This is a genomic window from Streptomyces sp. NPDC111520 (genome assembly GCF_055635295.1).
In genome coordinates this window covers 491,865-512,120 of sequence record NZ_JBVKBW010000007.1, presented here as the reverse complement: position 1 = coordinate 512,120, position 20,256 = coordinate 491,865, and the positions used below count along the sequence as shown (strand labels likewise).

Genomic DNA, 20,256 nt, shown 5'->3' with positions numbered 1-20,256 from the left:
GCGGTGATACGTCGGAGGAGTCCTGTCCTCCGCCCCGACCCTAAGGGGGATCGGGCCGACTGACAAGAAAGACATCCGATGTATCACCGCACCCGCCGGTGAGACGCGGCGCGCTACTTCACCGACCCCGCTACTTCACCGACCCCGCCATGACCCCCTCCGCGAAGTGCCGCTGGAAGGCGAAGAAGACCACCAGCGGCACGATCAGCGACAGGAAGGCGCCGGGCGCCAGTACGTCGATGTTGGCGCCGAACTGCCGCATCTGGGACTGCAGGGCGACCGTGAGCGGCTGCGATCCGGCGTCGGCGAAGATCAGCGCGACCAGCATGTCGTTCCAGACCCACAGGAACTGGAAGATGGCCAGGCTCGCGATCGCCGGACGGCCCACCGGCAGCACCAGCTTCCGGAAGATCGTCCACTCCGACCCGCCGTCCATGCGGGCGGCCTCCAGCATCTCCCGCGGGATCTCGGCGAAGTAGTTGCGCAGCAGGAAGATCGCGAACGGCAGCCCGTACGCCACGTGGAAGAGGACCACGCCCGCCGTCGTGCCGAACAGCCCGACCTCCCGGAACAGCCTGGCCACCGGCAGCAGCCCGATCTGCACCGGCACCACGAGCATGCCGACGACCACCAGGAAGACCCAGTCGCGCCCCGGGAACTCCAGCCAGGCGAAGGCGTACCCGGCCAGCGCGGCGAGGACGACGACGGCGGCCGTGGCGGGCACCGCGATCAGCACGGTGTTCCAGAACGCCTGGGTGATCCCGCTGTCCCCGAGGATCGCGGAGTAGTTGTCGAAGCCCAGCGACCCGGGGTGGAGCAGAGCGCTCCACCAGCCCGAGCCGGCGTTCTCGTCGGAGCTGCGCAGCGAGGAGACGAACAGCCCCACCGTCGGGGTGAGCCAGACCAGCGCGACGACCGTCAGCAGCACTTGGACGAGCCCGCCGCGCAGCACCGAACCCAGCCGGGCCGCCACGGAGGGACGCCCGGGTGCCCGGCCGGACGGCCCGCCGGGCGGGGTCGGCGGAGCGGGGCGCGGAGCGGCGGTCTGCACGGTCATCGGTTGCTCCTGCGGAAGCGTCGGATGTTGAGGGCCATCGCGGGCAGCACGAGCAGCAGCAGGACGACGCCGATCGCGCTGCCCAGGCCCTGGTTGTTGCCGCCGCCGAAGGAGACCAGCCACATCTGCAGCGCCAGGACGTTGGCGTCCTCCAGCACCGGGCCCGGCGCGATGATGTAGACGAGGTCGAAGACCTTCATCACGTTGATCACCAGCGTCACGAAGACCACGCCCAGCACCGGCGCCAGCAGCGGCACGGTGATCCTGCGGAAGATCTGCCACTCGCTCGCGCCGTCCATCCGGGCGGCCTCCAGCGTCTCGCGCGGCAGGGAGGCGAGCCCCGCGCCGATCAGCACCATGGAGAAGCCGGTCCAGATCCACAGGTAGGCGCCGATGATGGCCGGCGTGACCAGCGTCGGCCCGAGCCAGTCGATGCCCGCGTACGGCTCCGCGAAGTTCTTCCCGGGCAGCCGGACGCCGTAGGGGCCGTCCTTCGCGTCCGGGAAGCGGAAGGAACCGTCGTCCCCGGTGGTGGCGGTGGCGACCACCGCGCCGTTCCTGGTGAGCTCGACGGCCATGTGCGGCAGACCGCGCTCCTGCGGGTCCACGGCGCCGGGCGTGCCCCCGCCGCCCGGCACGAAGTCCAGGTAGACCACGCCGGTGACGGCGTCGTCCGAGGCCTCCGCGGGCGCCGCCGGCCGGGCCTGCGCCGGGAGCGACGCGGGCGGCAGGCCGACCAGGCCCAGGGTGACGTCCCTGCCCGGCTCCACCCGCGCGACCGCCTGGTAGCCGCCGTCACCGGACTCCTCGAGCACCTCCGTACCGCGGGGGCGGGCGCCGGGGTAGGCCGAGGAGTCGTTGAAGGTGTCGTGGACGGCGACGGCGACCGCGTTCATCACGCCGCGCTGCGGGTCCTGGTCGTACACCAGGCGGAAGGTGATGCCCGCGGCGAGGAAGGAGACCGCCATCGGCATGAAGATCAGCAGCTTGAAGGCGGTGGCCCAGCGGATCTTCTCGGTGAGCACGGCCAGCACCAGGCCGACGCCGGTGAGCAGCCCCGGCGCCGCCACGACCCAGATCGCGGTGTTGCGGACGGCCTTGAGGCTCGCCGGGTCGCTGAACATCTCCTGGTAGTTGGCCAGCCCCACGAAGCGGTCGCCGCTCGCGTCGAACAGGCTGCGGCCGACCGAGAAGAGGATGGGGTAGCCGACGAGGGCGCCGAGCAGGGCGAGCGCCGGCAGCGCGAAGACGATCGCCGTGAGCCGGGCCCGGCGCGAACGCCGCCGGACGGCGGCCGGGGCGGTGCCGCCCGCCGGAGCGGACGGCACCTTGCGGGTGGAGGCGGACATGACCCGGCCTCAGCCCTTGTAGGCCTTGGCGGCCGCGGCCTCGAGCGCCGCCGCGGTGGCCTTCGGGTCCGACGGGTCGCGCAGGAAGTCCTGGAGGATCTTCCACTCGCCCTTGCCGGGCGTGCCGCCGAAGGCGGGCGGGGTCTGGTCCGACATGTCGAAGCGCACCGTGTCACCGGCGTCGACCAGCGACTTGGCGGCCGTGCGCAGGGTGTCGTCCGCGTAGGAGGCCGGGTCCAGTTCGGTGTTGGGGGAGAGGAAGCCGCCCGCCTTCGCCCAGATCCCCGCCGCCTCGGGGGTGGCCAGGTAGGAGATCAGCTCCATGCCGGCCTCGGCGTTCTTGCCCGACTTCAGCGCCACGGCGGCCTCGCCGCCGCCGACCACCGGGGCCGGGCCGCCGTCGACCGAGGGGAAGGGGAAGAACTTGGCGTCCTCGCCGACCTTGCCGCCCAGGTCGCCGGAGATGACACCGCCGACGAAGTCGCCCTCGTAGACCAGGCCGGCCTTGGGGCTCTTGCCGAAGACGTGCGCGACGGAGTCGGGGAAGCTGGTGGCCAGGGCGCCCTTGCGGCCGCCGGCGAGCAGGTCGTCCTCGCCGAACAACTGGCCCAGGGTGGTGAGCGCCTTGACGACCGTGGGGTCGCTCCACGGGATCTCGTGCCGGGTCAGCTTGTCGTAGTTCTCCGGGCCCGCCTGGGAGAGGTAGACGTTCTCGAACCAGTCGGTGAGCGTCCAGCCGTCGGAGCCGCCGACGGCGAAGGCGGGCAGGCCCGAGTCGGAGACCGCGCGGGCGGCGTCCAGCATCTCCGCGAAGGTCTTCGGCGGCTGCACGCCGGCCGTCTCCAGCGCGGCCGGGCTGTACCAGACCGTCGACTTGTCGGACGTCTTGAAGTACAGGCCGTAGTAGGTGCCGTCGACCGTGCCGAAGGTCTGCCAGATCTTGGCGTAGTTCTTCTCCGCGGCGCCCTTCACCTCCGGCGACAGCGGCTGGAGCCAGCCCTTGCCCGCGAACTCCTTGAGGACGCCGGGCTGCGGCACCATCGCCACGTCCGGGGAGTCACCGCCCTCGATCTTGCTGCCCAGGACGGTCGCGAAGTTGTCGCCGGTGGAGACGTACGCCACCTTCGCCCCGGTCTTCGCGGTGAAGCCGTCCAGGACCTTCTGGAAGTTCTGCTGCTCGACGCCGGTCCAGACGGCCGCGACGGTCACCGTCTGGCCCTTGAGCTTCTGGCTGCCGGCCGCCGGCCCGGAGTCGGAGGCGGACTTGGTCTCACCGCCGCAGGCGGTGGTCGCGAGGGCCAGACCGCATATGGCGGTGGCCGCGACGAGGGTGCGCTTCATCGAGTGGTGTCCCTTCTTCGGTGGGGTGCGTTGGTGTGGTGCCGTGGTGCCGTGGTGCTGTAGGAGGTGCGGAACGGTCAGCTGTGCGCCGGGTCGTGGACCCACCAGGCGGCGGCGTTGCCCGGCAGGACCCCGGCCGGGCAGGGGGTGCTGGACAGCAGCGGCTGCCCGGGCACCGGGGCCGGGACCGGCTCGTCGCCGAAGTTGACGGCGCAGACCAGGCCCTCGCCGCGGACGAAGGCGAGCACCCCGGGCGGCGTCTCCAGCCAGCGCAGCGTCCCCTCGCCGAGCTGGGGCAGCCGGGCCCGCAGGCCCAGGGCCTCCCGGTACAGGTGCCAGAAGGAACCGGTGTCCAGCAGCGCGCGGTCGGCGCTGTGCTCGGCGAACCAGTCGGGCTGCGGCAGCCACGGCCGGGCCGTACTGCCCTCGGCGGTGAAGCCGAACGGCGAGACGTGCCCCGACCAGGGCAGCGGCACCCGGCAGCCGTCGCGGACGAAGCGCCTGCTGCCGGTACGGCGGAAGATCGGGTCGGTCAGCACCTCGTCCGGCAGGTCGACGACCTCGGGCAGCCCCAGTTCCTCGCCCTGGTAGACGTACGCGGCCCCGGGCAGCGCCAGCATCAGCAGTGCGGCGGCACGCGCCCTGGCGGCACCGAAGTGCCCGGAGGGGCCGCCCGCGTAGCGCGTGACGGTCCTGACCTGGTCGTGGTTGTTGAGCACCCAGGTGACGGTGGACCCGGTGCCGGCGATGTCGCGCAGCGCCTCGGCGACGGCCGTCCGGAACGCCCCCGCGTTCCAGGGCGCGCTCAGCAGGTGGAAGAAGAAGGCCTGGTGGAGCTCGTCGGGCCGGACGTAGCGGGCCTGTTCGGCCGGGGTGGGCACGGAGACCTCGCCGACCAGCAGGCGCTCGCGTCCGTCGCGGGCGGTGTACTCCTCGCAGATCGCGCGCCACCGCCGCCACACCCCGTGCACCTCGGGACGGTTCCAGGCCAGCGGGTTGACGGAGTCGCGGGTCCGCTCGTCCGCCCCGGGGTCCGGGGAGTCGGGGAGGGCCGGGTGCTTGAACAGGCCGGCCGCGACGTCGATGCGGAAGCCGTCCACGCCCCGGTCCAGCCAGAAGCGCAGCACGTGCTCGAAGTGCTCGCCCACCCGTGGGTCGCGCCAGTTGAGGTCGGGCTGCTCCGGGGTGAACAGGTGCAGGTACCACTGGCCGGGGCTGCCGTCCGGTTCGGTCACCCGGGACCAGGCGGGGCCGCCGAACATCGCCCGCCAGTTGTTGGGCGGCAGTTCGCCGTGCTCGCCGCGTCCCTCGGCGAAGTGGAACAGCGACCGGGCGGGGCCGCCGGGGCCCTCCGCCAGCGCCTCGCGGAACCACGGGTGGGCGGTGGAGCAGTGGTTGGGGACGACGTCGACGACGGTGCGCAGGCCCAGCCGGTGGGCGTCGGCGACGAGGTGGTCGAACTCGGCGAGGTCGCCGTAGAGCGGGTCGACGGCCGTGTAGTCGGAGACGTCGTAGCCGTGGTCGTGCTGCGGCGAGGGGTAGAAGGGGCTCAGCCAGATCCCGTCGACGCCCAGCCTGCGCAGGTAGGGCAGCCCTGCCCGGACGCCGGCCAGGTCGCCGACGCCGTCGCCGGTGCTGTCCAGGAAGCTGCGCACGTACACCTGGTAGACCACCGCGTCGCGCCACCAGGGGCGTACGGCGGTGAGTGCGGGGGAGGGGGCGGCGGCGGTGGAGGAACCGTCCTCCAGAGGGGCTGTGAACACCCGTCACCAATCCTGACTGCGGGCGCGCGGACGGACACGACACTGCACGCCGCGCGGGGTGGCTCGTTATGCATGCATGTTAAGTAATGGCGTCAGGAAGATGTCAACGGAGCTGCCGACAGTCGGCGCTTACTGGGGTGGTTTGTGGGGCTATCGGGCAGCGAAAGTGGGCATGTGAGAGCGTCAGCGTTACTTAACATGTATGTACGGGGGAGGGTGGGTGCGACACCCGCGGGGGGAAGAACCGCGGGATCAGCGGTCCCGCACGATCTCCCGCAGCTCGCGGTCCAGGCGCGCGACGGCCTGCTCCGGCGTGGTGTGCAGCGCCAGCGCGTCCCGGCTCACCGCCGCCACCGCCAGGCTCACCTGCTCGTAACGGGCGCTCTTGGGACGCGGCTTGGCCGCCCGCAGGCTCTGCTCCAGCACCGGCAGGTACGGGTAGCGGCGCACCAGCCCCGGGTCCCGGTACAGGTCGGCCCACACCGGCGGCAGCGAGCCCTCCGTGAGCACCTGCCGCTGCACGGACTCACCCGTCATGTAGGCCATGAGGTCGGCGGCCGTCCCGGGATGCCGCGAGTGGGCGTTGACCGCGAGGTTGGACCCGCCGAGCACGCCCGTGCCCGGCCCGTCGGGGCCGGGCAGCGGCACGGCGCCGAAGCGGCCCGCGATCCGCGAGCCCGGCGCCGAGGCGAGGTCGTACACGTACGGCCAGTTGCGCAGGAAGAGCAGCCGGCCGTCCTGGAACGCCCGACGGGACTCCTCCTCCTTGAAGTGCAGCGCCTCACGCGGGATCCAGCCCTCGCGCACACCGCGCACCAGGAAGCCCAGTCCCTCGCGCGCCGCGTCGGAGTCCACGGTGACCCGGCTGCCCTCCCCGCCGAGGATCCCGCCCCCCGCCGACTGCACGGCCTCGGTGACGTTGACCGTCAGCCCCTCGTACGGCAGCAACTGCCCCGCGTAGCCGCCGATCCGGTACTTCGGGGCGAGCGTCCGCGCCTGCCGCTCCAGCTCCGCCCAGGTGCGCGGCGGCCGCAGGTGCTCCCGGTCGAGGATGTCCTTGCGGTAGTAGAGCAGCCCGGCGTTGGTGACGTACGGGACGGCGTACAGCCGCCCGCGGAACGTGGCGGTCTCCTTCACCGAGTCCAGCAGCCGCTCCATCGGCAGTCCGCGCGGGTCGACCGGCGCGATCCAGCCCGCGCCGGCGAACTCGGAGGTCCAGGCCACGTCGATGTTGAGCACGTCGAAGCGGTCGCTGCCCGAGCGCAGGCTGTCGGCCATCTGCGCGCGCACCTCGTCCGCCGCCTCGGGCAGTTCGACGAGCGTCGCCCTCTCCAGGGGGTGGGCACGGTTCCAGCCGTCCAGCACGTGCTGGAGGTAGCCGGTCAGGTCGCGACCGGTGGCGAGGGTCACCGGGCCCCGGCCGGTCGTGCCGGGCGGGCCGTCCGCGGCGCGGGCGCCCTCCGAGGCGTAACCGGTCAGCAGCAGGGCAGCGGCGAGCAGGGTCCGGCCCGCGGCCCGCGCCCAGCGCATACGCTCCTCCAGGGTCCCGCTTCCGGCGACGGCGTCGTCGTCCGAAGGGACATGTATACCTGTTGGACATGCGCGATACTAGCCATTGCGGCAAGACGGCCTGCTCACCGATGATCGCGCTGGTGAGCGGCCCCTAACAGGCAGGTAGTCGGGGAGGAGACGGGACGAGCGTGCGCCTTCCTCTCATGGCACTCCTCGCCAAGGGGCCCGCCCACGGTTACGAACTCAAGACGGCACTTGAGAAGCTCTTCGGTGCTGCCTATCCTCAGCCGAACATCGGCCAGATCTACGTGACGCTGGCGCGCCTGGAGAAGTCGGGGCTGATCCGGGGCGAGGACGTCACCCAGTCCGGCCGGCCCAACAAGAGGGTCTACGAACTCACCGACGCCGGGCGGGAGGCGATCGCCGCCTGGTTCGAGGAGCCGTCCAGCGAGCCGCGGGTGCGCGACGAGTTCTTCATGAAGCTCGCCCTCGCCCCGGCCACCGGCATGGCCGACCAGGTCTCCCTGATCAACAAGCAGCGCCGCCACTACCTCAACCTCATGCGCGCCATGTCCCGGCTCGCCGCGGGGGAGGACCGGGACGACACCATCGCGCAGCTGCTGATCGAGGGCGCGACGCTGCACCTGCAGGCGGACCTCGACTGGCTGGAGCGCTGCCAGGAGGAGCTGGAATGAGAAGGGCCGAGCCGCCCCCCGCGGCGCCGCACATGCTCCGGGTCGAGGGCCTGGTCAAGACGCACCGCGTGGACGGCGGCGAGGTCCGGGCCGTGCGCGGGGTCGACCTGGAGGTGCGGCCGGGCGAGTTCGTCGCCGTCACCGGCCCCTCCGGCGCCGGCAAGTCCACCCTGCTGCACCTGCTCGGCGGCCTCGAACGCCCCGACCAGGGGCGGATATGGCTGGACGGGCAGCGCGTCGACCAGCTCAGCGAGGCGCGCTGGGCGGTGCTGCGGCGGCGCGGCGTCGGCATCGTCTTCCAGTTCTTCAACCTCGTCTCCACCCTCACCGTCGCGGACAACATCGAACTGCCCGCCCTGCTCGCCGGCCGCTCCCCCCGGCAGGTGCGCGCCGCACGCCAGGAGCTGCTGGCCGAACTCGGCCTGACGGGCAAGGAGGACAGCACCCCCGCCGACCTGTCCGGCGGTGAGCAGCAGCGGGTCGCCCTCGCCCGGGCCCTGGTCAACCGCCCGGCCCTGCTGCTGGCCGACGAGCCCACCGGCAGTCTCGACAGCAAGGGCACCCGGGAGGTGCTGCGGCTGCTGACCCGCTGCCACGAACGCGGCCAGACCATCCTGCTCGTCACGCACGACGCGAAGGTGGCCAGCGCCGCGGACCGGGTGATCAGCCTCTTCGACGGCGAGGTCGTGGACGACATCACCCTCGACGCCTCGCCGTACGCCTCGCGTCCCTCCCGCGCCGCCGCCGACGTCGTGAAGCTGCAGGGCTGACCGCCGTGCGCGCCACCGTCCGCTGGGCCCTCGCCGACCTGCGCACGCACCGCGGCCAGGCCCTGTCCATCGTCCTGGCCACCGCGGGCATCACCGCGGCGCTGCTGCTCTCCGTCGCCCTGCTGGTGTACGCGGCCAATCCCTGGCAGCGGATGTTCACCGCCACGGAGGGCGCCCACGTGTGGCTGCGCACGGACGGCGGCGCCGACACCCGGGCGCTGTCCCGGATCGACGGGGTCACCGCGGTTTCCGGTCCCTTCCGCACCCTGACCGTCACCGCGCAGCACGGCCGCGAGAAGGCCGCCCTCGACCTGCGGGCCGCAGGCACGAACCCGCCGTCGGTGGGGCGGCCCCTGATGGACCGCGGCAACTGGCTGGGCGGCGGTGCGAACGACGGCATCGTGCTGGAGCGGTCGGTGGCGTCCGCGCTGTGGGCCGAGCCGGGGGACGAGATCAGCGTCACCCGCGACGGACGGCGCAGCACCGTCCGCGTGGTCGGCGTCGCCGGGACGGCGGAACCCCTCTACTCCCCGGGGGACAACCCCGGTGTCGCCTGGGCGTCCCCCACGCTGGTGAACGGCCTCGCCACCGGCCCGGCCCGGCCGGGGCAGACCGTGGGGCTGCGGCTGAGGGACCCGGCGGACACCGCCTTCGTCGTCGCGCGCGCCGTCACCGCCGTCGGCTCGGACCGGGTCACCAGCGTCGCCACCTGGCGGGAGGCCCGTGCCGACGCCGAGGGCGACAACCACCTCCTCGGGCTGTTGCTCGGCCTGTTCGGGCTGGCCGCGCTGCTGGCCGCCGCGATCGCGGTGACCGGGGGCATCGCCACCCGCGTCCTGGCGTACGTCCGGGACATCTCCGTCCTCAAGGCGGTCGGCTTCACCCCGGCCCAGGTGGTCCGGATGTTCCTCGTGCAGCACGCGGTGCTGGCCACCGCGGGCGTGTTGCTCGGCGCGGTCGCCGCGGAGACGCTCGCACCGGGCATCCCCGGGCCCATGGGGGACGCCATGGGGCTGTGGCAGGGACTGCCGCAGCACACCTGGGCCCTCCCCGGCACGGCCGCGGCGACCGTGCTGGTCATCGCCCTCGCCACGGTGCTCGCCGCCTGGCGGGCCGGCCGCGTGCCGCCGATCCCCGCCGCGCGGGGGGCCGTTCCGGGACGCCGCAGGATGTCCGGCGCCGCCCGGGCGGCACTGCGCCTGGGGGCCCCGCCCGCCCTGGTCCTCGGCTGCCGCGGGGTGCTGCACCGGCCCGCGCGCTCCGCGGCGGCCGTGGCCCGGCTCGCCCTGCCGATCCTGATGATCACCGTGGCGCTGGGCACCTGGGCCACCCTCGACCGCTTCGAGCACCACCCGGAACAACTCGGCCAGGCCGGCGCGCTCACCGCCCGCCCCAACGGCCTCACCGACGAAGCGGTCCGGCGGCTGCTCGCGGGACGGCCGGAGATCACCGCGGTCCACCCTGGCGTCGAACTCCCCGCGCTCGCCCCCGGGCAGTCGCAGTCCGTCACCCTGCGGGGGATCGGCACCACCGACGACCCCTACCCCTTCGCCGTCGCAGAGGGCCGGCGTCCCGCCGGACCCGACGAGGCGCTCGCCGGACAGGGCCTGATCGACGCGCTCCACATCGAGGTCGGCCAGTGGGTCCGGGTCACCGTCGGCGACACCCCCCACATCCTGCACATCGTCGGCCGCAGCATCGAGACCGGGCACGGCGGACGCGTCATCTCGGCCCCCCTCGACGTCCTGCAGGCCCAGGACGCCTCCGTCGGGCCCTCGTACTACAGCCTGGGCCTGCGTCCCGGCGCCGACCGGGGGGAGGTGCGCGGCGCCCTCACCGAGGCCTCGCACGGCGCCCTGGAGGTGCGCGAGGTCGCCGGCCCCGGCGCCGAACTCTCCCCCGTGCGCGGCGTGATCATCGGACTGGTCACCGTGCTCGCGCTGATCGCGCTGGCCGAACTGTCGACGGCGGTCGGCAGCGGCATCCGCGACCACGCCCGCGACATGCGCGCCTACCGCGCGGTGGGCCTGACGCCGCAGCAGAGCGTGGCGACCGTCGTCACCGGGGTCGGCCTGGTCGTGCTGGCCGCCTCGGTGGCCGGCGTCACCGCGGGGGTGTTCGCCTCCGACTGGCTGATCGACCTGCAGGGCGGCTCCAGCGGCGTCGGCGCGGGCATCGCCCAGGCCCCGCCCGCTGCCGCGCTCCTCCTGATCGGCGGCCTGTGCGTCGCCGCGGCGGTGGCCGTCTCCGTCCTGCCCGCGTCCCGCGCGGCGGGCGACCGCAACCCGCGGATGCTGCTCAACGCGCAGTGACGGGGCGTCCCGGGCGCGGCCACGGCCTCGCGTGCTGCGGGCCCGGTTGCCGCCTCGGGCGCCGGTCCCGGGCGGGCGCCGCGTCCGGTGCTGCGGGGGACCGTAATCCGCGGATGCTGCTCGACGCGCGGTGACGGGGTGCCCGGGGAGCGGCCGCGACCTTGCGCGCCTCCGGCCCGGCTGCCGCTTCGGACGCCGGTCCCGTGCAGGTGCCGTGGCCCGTGCGGCGATGTGCGTGCGGCCCCGACGGAGCCCCGGCCGGGCGTCCGCGGCGCCGCACCCTCGGTGGCGGGATCGTCGCTGTCCGCGCCTCGTGCGCGTTCCGCGCCCGGTGGGGGACGACACCGGACGCCGTACCCGGCGAACGGGGCCGCCGGGCATGATCCTTGGTAAGAATGGAGCGCACCGGCCGGCCCGGCTGCGCGGTCCTTGACCGCCCTGTCGGCCGTCGTCGATGCTTGCGTTGCGGCACGTGCGGAATGTGCCGTAATGGGAAACGCCCGCCTCAGGGATCCGTACCAGCCGAGGAGTACCCCATGGCCCACCAGGTCCGTGCCGTCGTCGCCCGGGAGAAGGGTTCCCCCGTCAGCCTGGAAACGATCGTCGTGCCCGACCCGGGACCGGGGGAGGCGCTGGTCCGGATCCAGGCCTGCGGGGTCTGCCACACCGACCTGCACTACCGCGAGGGCGGCATCAACGACGACTTCCCGTTCCTCCTCGGCCACGAGGCCGCCGGCATCGTGGAGTCGGTCGGCGAGGGCGTCACCGACGTCGCCCCCGGTGACTTCGTCGTCCTCAACTGGCGTGCCGTGTGCGGCCAGTGCCGTGCCTGTCTGCGCGGCCGCCCCTGGTACTGCTTCAACACCCACAATGCCAAGCAGAAGATGACGCTGCTCGACGGCACCGAGCTCTCCCCGGCCCTCGGCATCGGGGCCTTCGCCGAGAAGACCCTCGTACACGCCGGGCAGTGCACCAAGGTCGACCCGTCCGTCTCCCCGGCCGTCGCCGGACTGCTGGGCTGCGGCGTCATGGCGGGCATCGGCGCGGCCATCAACACGGGCAACGTCGGCCGCGGGGACTCCGTCGCCGTGATCGGCTGCGGCGGCGTCGGCGACGCGGCGATCGCGGGCGCCCGGCTGGCCGGCGCAGCGAAGATCATCGCGGTGGACATCGACGCGCGGAAGCTGGAGACGGCGAAGAAGCTGGGCGCCACGCACACCGTCAACTCCAAGGACACCGACCCCGTCGAGGCGGTCCGCGAGCTGACCGGCGGCTTCGGCGCCGACGTCGTCATCGAGGCGGTCGGCCGCCCCGAGACGTACAAGCAGGCCTTCTACGCCCGCGACCTGGCCGGCACCGTCGTCCTGGTCGGCGTGCCCACCCCCGAGATGAAGCTGGAACTCCCGCTCCTGGACGTCTTCGGCCGCGGCGGCGCCCTGAAGTCCTCCTGGTACGGCGACTGCCTGCCCTCACGTGACTTCCCCATGCTCATCGACCTCCACCTGCAGGGCCGGCTGGACCTGGACACCTTCGTCACCGAGACCATCGCCCTGGACGAGGTGGAGAAGGCCTTCGAGCGGATGCACCACGGCGACGTGCTGCGCTCGGTGGTGGTCCTCTGATGGCCGCCCGCATCGACCACCTCGTCACCTCGGGCACCTTCTCGCTGGACGGCGGCACCTGGGACGTCGACAACAACGTCTGGATCGTCGGCGACGACACCGAGGCGATCGTCGTCGACGCCGCCCACGACGCCGACGCCATCGCGGCGGCGCTCGGCGGCCGCCGCCTGGTCGCGATCGTCAGCACGCACGCCCACAACGACCACATCGACGCCGCGCCCGCGCTCGCGGCGCGCACCGGCGCGCCGATCCTGCTGCACGGCGACGACCTGCCGCTGTGGAAGCACACCCACCCCGACCGCTCCCCGGACGGCGAACTGACCGACGGTCAGGTCATCACGGTGGCGGGCACCGAGCTCACGGTGCTGCACACCCCCGGCCACGCGCCGGGCGCCGTCTGCCTGTACGCGCCTTCCCTCGGCACCGTCTTCACCGGCGACACCCTCTTCCAGGGCGGCCCGGGGGCCACGGGGCGGTCCTTCTCGGACTTCCCGACCATCGTCGACTCCATCCGCGAGCGGCTGCTGAGCCTCCCGCCTGACACGGTCGTCCGCACCGGCCACGGCGACAGCACCACCATCGGTGCCGAGGCACCGCACCTGGACGAGTGGATCGCCCGCGGGCACTGAGCCCGCGTGCCGCCGGACCCGCGGGGACCCGGGCCGTCCGGCCCGGGTCCCCGCGGGAGCCGGGACGTCGGCTCGGCCGGAGAGGTGCCTCCGCTCAGGCCGTGAGCACCCGCAGCGGCGCGCCGTCGCGGAAGGCCGCGACGTCCTCCACCGCCTGCCGGTAGAACACCTCGTACGTCGCCTCCGTGACGTAGCCCAGGTGCGGGGTGAGTAGCGTGCCGGGCAGGGTCCGCAGGACGTCCCCGGCGGGCAGCGGCTCGGTGTCGTACACGTCCAGCGCCGCACCGGCGATCCGCCCCTCGCGCAGTGCCGCGACGAGGGCCCCGGTGTCCACCAGCGGCCCGCGCGAGGTGTTGACCAGCAGCGCCGTGCGCTTCATCCAGCCGAGTTCCTCCGCGCCGACCAGACCCGTGCTGCGCGGGCCGAGCTTGTAGTGCACGGTGACGACGTCGGACCGTGAGAAGAGCTCCCGCTTGCCGACCGCCTGAGCGCCGCACGCGGCGGCGTGCTCCGGGTCGAGGTTGGTGCTCCAGGCCAGGACGCGCATCCCGAAGGCGGTGCCGATCGCGGCGACCCGCGCGCCCAGCCGGCCCAGGCCCACGACGCCGAGCGTCCGGCCGTGGAGGTCGCCGCCGATCGTGTGCTGCCACTCCCCGCGCCGCATCCCGGCCGCCTCCTCGGGGATGTGCCGGACCAGCGACAGGACGAGCCCCCAGGTCAGCTCGGCCGTGGCGTGCGGGATGCTCTCCGTGCCGCACACCGTCACACCGTGCCGGCGGGCCGCGTCCAGGTCGACGGACGCGTTCGCCATCCCCGTCGTCACCAGCAGCCGCAGCGCCGGCAGCGCCGCGAAGCGCTCCTCGGTGAACGGGGTGCGCTCACGCATGGCGACCACCACGTCGAAGCCCTCCAGCGCCTCGGCCAGCTCGGCCGTACCGGCGAGGTGGTCGTGGCGGAAGACCACCTCCGCGCCCAGCGCGTCCCAGTCGGCGAACCGGTGCGCCGCCTTCTGATAGTCGTCCAGGACGGCGATGCGCATGGTGCGGTCTCCTCGGCTCGATCGGGTCGAACGGACGTGCCCGGGGGCTGTCCTAGTATCGGCTCGGACGGCGGCCGGAACCGAATGAGGGGTGGGCACGTGGAGACACCCGGCAGACGGCGCCGGCTGCGCTGGTGGCCCCGCTCGCTGTACTGGCGCCTCGCGCTCGGCTTCCTCGCGATCACCACGATCGGTGTCGCGGCCGCGGACGCCTACGCCGCGCGTGCCCTCGCCGAGGGCCTGCGGAACCGGCTCGACCAGCAGCTCGCCTCCATACGCCAGGACCGCCTCGACGAGCTGGAGACCAGTTCGGACCTCAAGCCCGCCGGGGCGACCGCCGTGGTGCTGCTCACCGACGCCATCGGGAGGGTCGTGCAGCGCGAGTCCGGCGCGATGGTGGAACGGGCCGTGATCCGGCTCTCCAGCGCCGACCTGGAGCGCATGGCGACCGCCGGCCGGGCGGGCGCGGTCGGCCCGGCCCCGATGCGGGCGGTCGTGGAGAAGCTGCCCGACGGGGGCTACCTGGTGATCGCGGAGTCCACCGCGGACGACGCCGCCACCGTGCACAACCTCGTCGTCATCGAGGCGTTCTCCGGTGTGCCGCTGATCGCCGGCGTCGTGCTCGGCGCCCTCTACTTCAGCCGCCGCACCATCTCGCCGCTCAAGGAGATCACCGCCACCGCCCGCCGCTTCGCCGCCGAGGGCGCACCCTCGCAGCGGGTCTCCGCCCCGGTGTCGACCGCGGAGGTGGAGGCGCTGGCCGACGCCGTCAACGCGATGCTCGGACGCGTCGACGAGGAGTTCAACCGCCGCCGCAAGGCCGAGGAGCAGTTGCGCGACTTCGTCGGAGCCGCCAGCCACGAACTGCGCACCCCGCTCACCGCGATCGGCGGCTACGCGCAGCTGGTGCGCTTCGGCGCCCTCGACGACCCGGCCCGCCTCGACGACGCCATGCGCCGGGTGCAGAACGAGACCCGCAGGATGTCCGCCCTCGTGGACGAGCTGCTGCTGCTCGCCCGCCTCGACCAGGGCCGTCCGCTCGAATGCCGCCCCGTCGACCTGGCCGAACTCTGCGCCGACGCGGTGGCCGACGCCCGCGTCGTCGACCCCGCCCGCCCGGTGACCCTGGTCGTGGAACCCGGGTCCCACATGGTGACCGGCGACCCCGACCGGCTCCGCCAGGTCGTCACCAACCTGCTGGCCAACGTCGCCGCGCACACGGCGCACGACGTCCCCGCCGAGGTGCGGGTCGGCCGCGAGGGCGACGAGCAGATCGTCGACGTCGTCGACGGCGGTCCCGGGATACCCGAGGACCTTCGCGAGCGGGTCTTCGAGCGCTTCTTCCGCGCCGGGGGCGGCCCCGCCCGCCCCGCCCCCGCGGACGACCGCCCCGCCCCCGGCAGCGGCCTGGGCCTGAGCATCGTCGCCGCGATCGCCGCGGCGCACGCCGGGTCGGTACGCGTGGAGCCCTCGGAGTCCGGCGCGTGGTTCCGCGTACGCCTGCCGGCGCTCACGGGGGCATGAGGGCGGATCGCCGAGGCGGCGCGGGGTGCCGGGAGGGCCCCGGGCGGCGACCGCCACGGGGACACTCCCGCCCCGGGGAGGGTGCCGTCGCTCGTGGTCGCCGGGATCACGGCCGACGGGTACGGGTGCGGATCCCCGGCGCTCACGGCGCCCGGGCCGTGCCGGGTGGCTGCAGCGCGCTGAACCAGCGGCGGTGGTCGGCGGCCCGGGTGAAGGCGGTCGCTCCTGGCCGGTCGCTCGCCGGCGCGTGGTCGCGGAGGCAGTGACGCAGGGGAGGCCGTGACGCAGGGCGGGTCGGCGCCGCGGTCACGGAGTCGTCGGTCAGCGCGGTTGACGTGTGAGGCGAGTGTCGGGAGGGCCCCCGGCCTCCTACGGGGTGGCCGGCGGGGTCGGCCGCTCGCGGCGCGTGGTCGCGGAGGCCGTGACGCAGGACGGGTCGGTGCCGCGGTCACGGAGTCGTCGGTCAGCGCGGTTGACGTGTCGGGCGGGCGTCGCGAGGGCCCGCGCGCCCCTACAGGGTGGCCGGCGGGGCCGGCCGCGGCGCGGCGCTCATTGGCGCATGATCGCGGCGACGGCGACGGCCGTGCGGAGGACCTGCAGGTCGCGAGGGCCGTCGACGCGGCGGCCGGTCAGCTCCTCGACCCGGCGCAGGCGGCGGTCGAAGAACTTGCGGCGCAGCGTGAGCAGCTCGCAGGCCAGGTCGGGGTCGCCGTCGGCGGAGATCACCGCACGCAGCGTCTCCCGCAGCACACGGTCGTCCAGCACCGGCTGCACCATGCCGACCAGCCGTTGCGCGATGTCGGGCGTCTGCGCGGCCGCGTACTCGACCAGGACGTCGTCCAGCCGGTAGACGCCGGGCCCGAAGCCCAGCGCGTCCACCACCGCGCAGATGTCGTCCACCAGCAGCTGACCGGCCGTCACCTCGTTGTACGGCTTCCAGTCCACCGCGAGCAGGGCCGTCCCGCCGAGGTCCCGGTGGATGCGGGCCGCAAGGTCGAGGGACTCCTCGGGGCGCGGCGAGGGGGTGAGCACGTACGGCCCGCGCCCCGAGGGGAGCACGGCGGTCTCGGGGCCGCCGTGGCCGCGGGCCACCGTCTCGACGTCGGCGAGGGCGCGGCCGGGCGCGCGCAGCGCCATCACGGTGTAGGCGGGCGGGGCGTGGGAGGGGGCGGGGCCGGGGCGCGGTGCTTCCGGGGCCGAGGCGGGGGCCTCCCGTCCGGGCCGGGCGAAGAAGCCCCGGTCCAGCTCCCGGCTCACGCGGCGCCCGGCGTCCGAGAGGCGCCGCGCGAACTCGTCGCGGGAGCGGTCGCCGGCGCCGGCCGCCCCCTGCCCGCTGGAGACCAGGATGTACTCCGTCGTCTCCCGGACGGCGACCCGCAGCGCGCTGACCGGCCGGCCCCGCGCGGCCCAGGCGACCCCCTCGCCGCGGATCCGCGCGGCGGTCTGCTCGCTCCACTGCCCCGAGCCGGAGACGACTTCTATCAGGGCGGCGAACAGCTCCCGCCGCAGCGAGGGCTCGCCTCCGCCGGAGTCGGTGAATCCCAGGTCAAGACAGGAATCCAGGCCCGTGGACACCGGTGCGTGGGTGGTCATGCGCGCAAGCCAAGCACCGGAGTATCAGAGTCACATCAAAGCCCGATCAGAGTTGGCGCAGGGTATCGACGGACGTCACGGCTGGTCCGGGATCGCCTGCTCGGTCCAGATGCACTTGCCGCCCGGGACGTAGCGGGTGCCCCAGCGCTGGCACAGCGCGGCCACCAGCTGCAGTCCTCGGCCGCCCTCGTCGGTGTCGCCGGCGTGCCGGATCCGGGGGGTGCTCAGACTGCCGTCCGACACCTCGCAGACCAGGGTGCGGCTGCGGATCAGCCGCAGGCCGATGGGGCCCTTGGCATGCCGCACCACGTTGCCGACCAGCTCGCTGGCGATCAGCTCGGTCGTCGTGACCAGTTCGTCCAGGCCCCAGGCGTCCAGCCGGCGGCGGACGTGCTCGCGTGCCTCGCCCGCGGAGAGCGGGTCCTCGGGCAGGGACCAGGTGGCGACGTCGCCAGGCGCCAGGGCGTGCGTGCGGGCGATGAGCAGGGCCGCGTCGTCCCCGGCGTGCTGCTGGTGGGGGTCGAGGGCCGCGGCCACCTCGTCGCAGAGCCTCCCGAGCCGCTCCGCCTCGCCCCTGCGGCCCTCCGCCGGCCGCGTGTGCGCGGCGGCCTGCGCGCCGGTGAGGGCCTTCGCCAGCCCGGCCATGCCGGTGTCGATGTCCCGGCGGGAGGACTCGACCAGGCCGTCGGTGTAGAGCACCAGCAGACTGCCCTCGGGGATCTCCAGCTCCACCGTCGCGAACGGCGGCGTGGCCGCGCCCAGCGGGGCGTCCGGCGAGTGCCCGGCGAAGTGGACGGTGCCGTCGGGCAGCACCAGAGCGGGCGGTGGGTGCCCGGCCCGGGAGAAGGTGCAGGTGCGGTTGGCGGGGTCGTACACGGCGTACAGGCAGGTCGCGTAGAAGTCGTCCCCGAGGTCGCTGACCAGGTCGTTGAGGTGGGCGAGCAGTTCGTCGGGGGGCAGTTCGAGACCGGCGAGCGTGTGCACCGCGGTGCGCAGCCGCCCCATCGTCACGGCCTCGGAGATCCCGTGCCCCATCACGTCGCCGATGACCAGTGCGACCCGGTCCGCGGAGAGCGGGATGACGTCGTACCAGTCCCCGCCGACCGTCGTCCCCTCGACGGCGGGCAGGTAGCGCGCCGCCGCGCTGACCGCCGGCAGTTCCGGCAGGAGGCGCGGCAGCAGCCCGCGCTGCAGTTCCTGCGCCCGCCCGTGCTCGGCGTCGTAGAGCCGGGCCCGCTCCAGGGCCTGGGCGACCAGTCCGCTGAGCGCGGTCAGCAGGGTGCGCTCCTCCTCGCTGAACGGGCGCGGCTCGGAGAAGGAGACGACGCAGGAGCCGACCGCCTTCCCGGAGACGATCAGCGGGAGGAAGGCCCAGGCGTGCTTCTGGGACCACTCCTGGAAGGCGATCCGGTGCGGGTACGCCTCCCGGAACTCCTTCGCGGAGGTGATGTAGCGGGGCACGCGGTCACGGATGGCGTCGGTGCTGGGGCTGCCCTCGATGAGCCGGGTCCGGCTGAGGCGTTCCATCAGGCCCGGGGGGTACCCGACGAAGCCGACCACCCGCAGCAGGTCGCCCTCCAGCGTCTTGATGATCAGCCCGGTGCCGTCGAACAGCGGCAGCACGCGGTCGGCGACGGCGGCGACGACCTCCCTGACGGTGACGGCCTCGGCGAGCGCGGTGGTGAGCCGGCCGATGTGCGCGGCGCGGTCGGCGGCGGTGCGGGCGGCGTCGGCGCGGGCCTCCTCCGCGAGCCGGCGCTCGGTGACGTCGGTGAGGTAGAGGGTCAGGCCGTCGGGCACGGGCAGGACCCGCAGGTGGTAGCGGCGCCTGCCGCCGTCCCACGCGATGTCCGCGCTGACGGTGTCGCCCTCCGCGGCCCGGTGGCACTGGGCCTCGAGCTCGGAGTCGCGCACCCCGGGCAGGTCCCACAGCACCTCCCCGACCAGGGGCCGCCGGGCCCCGAGCAGGCGTTCGGCCTGTGGGTTGGCGAAGGCTATGCGGCCGTCGTCGTCGACCGCGAGGAAGCCGTCGCTCATGTGGCGCAGGGCCCGGCCGACGGCGTCCGTCGCGACCCGGGTCTCGGTACTGTCCCAGAGGACGCCGGCCAGCCGTACGGCCTTGCCGTCCTCACCGAGCACGCTGCGGCCGCGGGCCTGCACCCAGCGGAAGCTCCCGTCCGGCCGGCGGACCCGGTACTCCCAGGCGAACCCTCCGGCGGCCCGGGCCGCCTCCTCGGCGTCGGCGATCACCCAGGGCAGGTCCTCGGGGTGGACCAGCTCCACCCAGGTCTCCAGGCGCCCGTCGTACATCTGCGGGGACATCCCGAAGACGGAGCGGGCGGTCTCGTCGAGGTAGGCCTCTCCGGTGCGGACGTTCCACTCCCAGGTGCCGATGCCCACGTCGGAAGGGGTCTCCCTAGGCCCGGGCCCGGGCCCGCGCCCCGGGCCGCCCTCCGCCAGGCGCCAGCGTTCGCGCGACTCGACGGCCGCCGTCCGGCCCAGCCGCTCCGACACCCACGCGGCGATCGCCCGCAGCAGCTCCCACTCGCCGGGGGCGGGGGGCGCGGTGCCCACGGTCACCACGGAGAGCGCGCCGAGCGGGCCCTCCGGGCCGGGGAGGGGGACGGCGGCGAGCCCGGATCCGCCGGGCAGCGGGCCGGGGGTCGTCCCCGTGGTGGGCAGCCACACCGGTTCGCCGTCGTTGGTCGCACGGCCGGGCGCGGTGGCGTCCTGCGGGGGGAGGAAGAGCCAGCCCCGGGTGAGGTTCCGGGGCAGACCACTGCTGGCGGCCAGGCGGAGCGGCACTCCGCCCCGGGCCTCCTGCCCGCGTAGGTGGACCAGTCCGCCCAGGCCGTTCAGCGCCGCCACGGCCTGCTGCAGCCCCAGCCGCAGCGCCTCGCGCTCGCCCTGGTCGTCGCCGGAGGACCGCAGCAGCCCGAGTCGCTCCGCTCCCGGCTGCTCGAGCGGCGCTTCAGGCTCCTGGGCGGCGGCTTCGTTCGGGATCATGCCCTCTTCTCGTCGGCTCTTCCTCCGAAAGCCAACATAGCGCC

14 protein-coding genes are annotated in these 20,256 nt (G+C 74.2%); 6 read left to right on the top strand and 8 right to left on the bottom strand.

Translation table 11 applies throughout. From position 1 onward, the window contains the following. Window positions 1–130: 130 nt before the first annotated feature. From ACZ7MY_RS19885 to ACZ7MY_RS19865, 5 genes are all read right to left on the bottom strand, one after another. Window positions 131–1,057: a carbohydrate ABC transporter permease gene (locus tag ACZ7MY_RS19885; RefSeq protein ID WP_499603273.1), complete on the bottom strand. Its 927-nt coding sequence runs from the start codon at window positions 1,055–1,057 to the stop codon at window positions 131–133. Further along, window positions 1,054–2,406 (bottom strand): carbohydrate ABC transporter permease, encoded by a 1,353-nt coding sequence (locus ACZ7MY_RS19880; protein ID WP_499603272.1) that lies wholly within the window; start codon window positions 2,404–2,406, stop codon window positions 1,054–1,056. Before ACZ7MY_RS19880 ends, ACZ7MY_RS19885 begins: the two co-directional genes overlap by 4 nt. A 9-nt stretch (window positions 2,407–2,415) precedes the next feature. Then, the gene (locus ACZ7MY_RS19875) at window positions 2,416–3,747 is read right to left on the bottom strand and encodes an ABC transporter substrate-binding protein (protein WP_499603271.1); all 1,332 of its coding nucleotides are present in this window, start codon (window positions 3,745–3,747) and stop codon (window positions 2,416–2,418) included. 77 nt (window positions 3,748–3,824) lie between these two features. Then, the gene (locus ACZ7MY_RS19870; protein ID WP_499603270.1) at window positions 3,825–5,510 is read right to left on the bottom strand and encodes a glycoside hydrolase family 13 protein; all 1,686 of its coding nucleotides are present in this window, start codon (window positions 5,508–5,510) and stop codon (window positions 3,825–3,827) included. Window positions 5,511–5,762: 252 nt separating this feature from the next. Then, the gene (locus tag ACZ7MY_RS19865) at window positions 5,763–7,040 is read right to left on the bottom strand and encodes an ABC transporter substrate-binding protein (protein ID WP_499603269.1); all 1,278 of its coding nucleotides are present in this window, start codon (window positions 7,038–7,040) and stop codon (window positions 5,763–5,765) included. A 170-nt stretch (window positions 7,041–7,210) separates the two neighbouring features. Here ACZ7MY_RS19865 and ACZ7MY_RS19860 point away from each other — a divergent pair, with 170 nt between their 5' ends. From ACZ7MY_RS19860 to ACZ7MY_RS19840, 5 genes are all read left to right on the top strand, one after another. Continuing rightward, window positions 7,211–7,717 carry a PadR family transcriptional regulator gene (locus tag ACZ7MY_RS19860; RefSeq protein ID WP_499603268.1) on the top strand — a complete coding sequence of 169 codons (507 nt, stop codon included), beginning with the start codon at window positions 7,211–7,213 and terminating at the stop codon, window positions 7,715–7,717. After that, window positions 7,714–8,487, top strand: a complete 774-nt coding sequence (locus tag ACZ7MY_RS19855; protein WP_499603267.1) for an ABC transporter ATP-binding protein — start codon at window positions 7,714–7,716, stop codon at window positions 8,485–8,487. The genes ACZ7MY_RS19860 and ACZ7MY_RS19855 overlap by 4 nt, the downstream gene beginning before the upstream one ends. A 5-nt stretch (window positions 8,488–8,492) precedes the next feature. Then, a complete protein-coding gene (locus ACZ7MY_RS19850) occupies window positions 8,493–10,799 on the top strand; it encodes an ABC transporter permease (RefSeq protein WP_499603266.1) in 2,307 nt (768 codons plus the stop codon). Window positions 10,800–11,335: 536 nt separating this feature from the next. Continuing rightward, entirely contained in the window at window positions 11,336–12,421 is a 1,086-nt protein-coding gene (locus tag ACZ7MY_RS19845; RefSeq protein WP_499603265.1) for an S-(hydroxymethyl)mycothiol dehydrogenase, read from the top strand. After that, complete coding sequence (locus ACZ7MY_RS19840; protein WP_499603264.1) at window positions 12,421–13,050, top strand: MBL fold metallo-hydrolase; 630 nt, start codon at window positions 12,421–12,423, stop codon at window positions 13,048–13,050. The genes ACZ7MY_RS19845 and ACZ7MY_RS19840 overlap by 1 nt, the downstream gene beginning before the upstream one ends. Before the next feature lie 94 nt (window positions 13,051–13,144). On the opposite strand, the gene ACZ7MY_RS19835 is transcribed toward ACZ7MY_RS19840, so the two are convergent. Further along, a complete protein-coding gene (locus ACZ7MY_RS19835; protein ID WP_499603263.1) occupies window positions 13,145–14,089 on the bottom strand; it encodes a D-2-hydroxyacid dehydrogenase family protein in 945 nt (314 codons plus the stop codon). A gap of 99 nt (window positions 14,090–14,188) precedes the next feature. On the opposite strand from ACZ7MY_RS19835, the gene ACZ7MY_RS19830 reads away from it, so the two are divergent. After that, window positions 14,189–15,613: a sensor histidine kinase gene (locus ACZ7MY_RS19830; protein ID WP_499603262.1), complete on the top strand. Its 1,425-nt coding sequence runs from the start codon at window positions 14,189–14,191 to the stop codon at window positions 15,611–15,613. A 549-nt stretch (window positions 15,614–16,162) separates the two neighbouring features. Here ACZ7MY_RS19830 and ACZ7MY_RS19825 read toward each other — a convergent pair. Then, window positions 16,163–17,206: a helix-turn-helix domain-containing protein gene (locus tag ACZ7MY_RS19825; protein ID WP_499603261.1), complete on the bottom strand. Its 1,044-nt coding sequence runs from the start codon at window positions 17,204–17,206 to the stop codon at window positions 16,163–16,165. A 75-nt stretch (window positions 17,207–17,281) separates the two neighbouring features. Continuing rightward, a complete protein-coding gene (locus tag ACZ7MY_RS19820) occupies window positions 17,282–20,212 on the bottom strand; it encodes a SpoIIE family protein phosphatase (RefSeq protein ID WP_499603260.1) in 2,931 nt (976 codons plus the stop codon). Window positions 20,213–20,256: the final 44 nt, after the last annotated feature.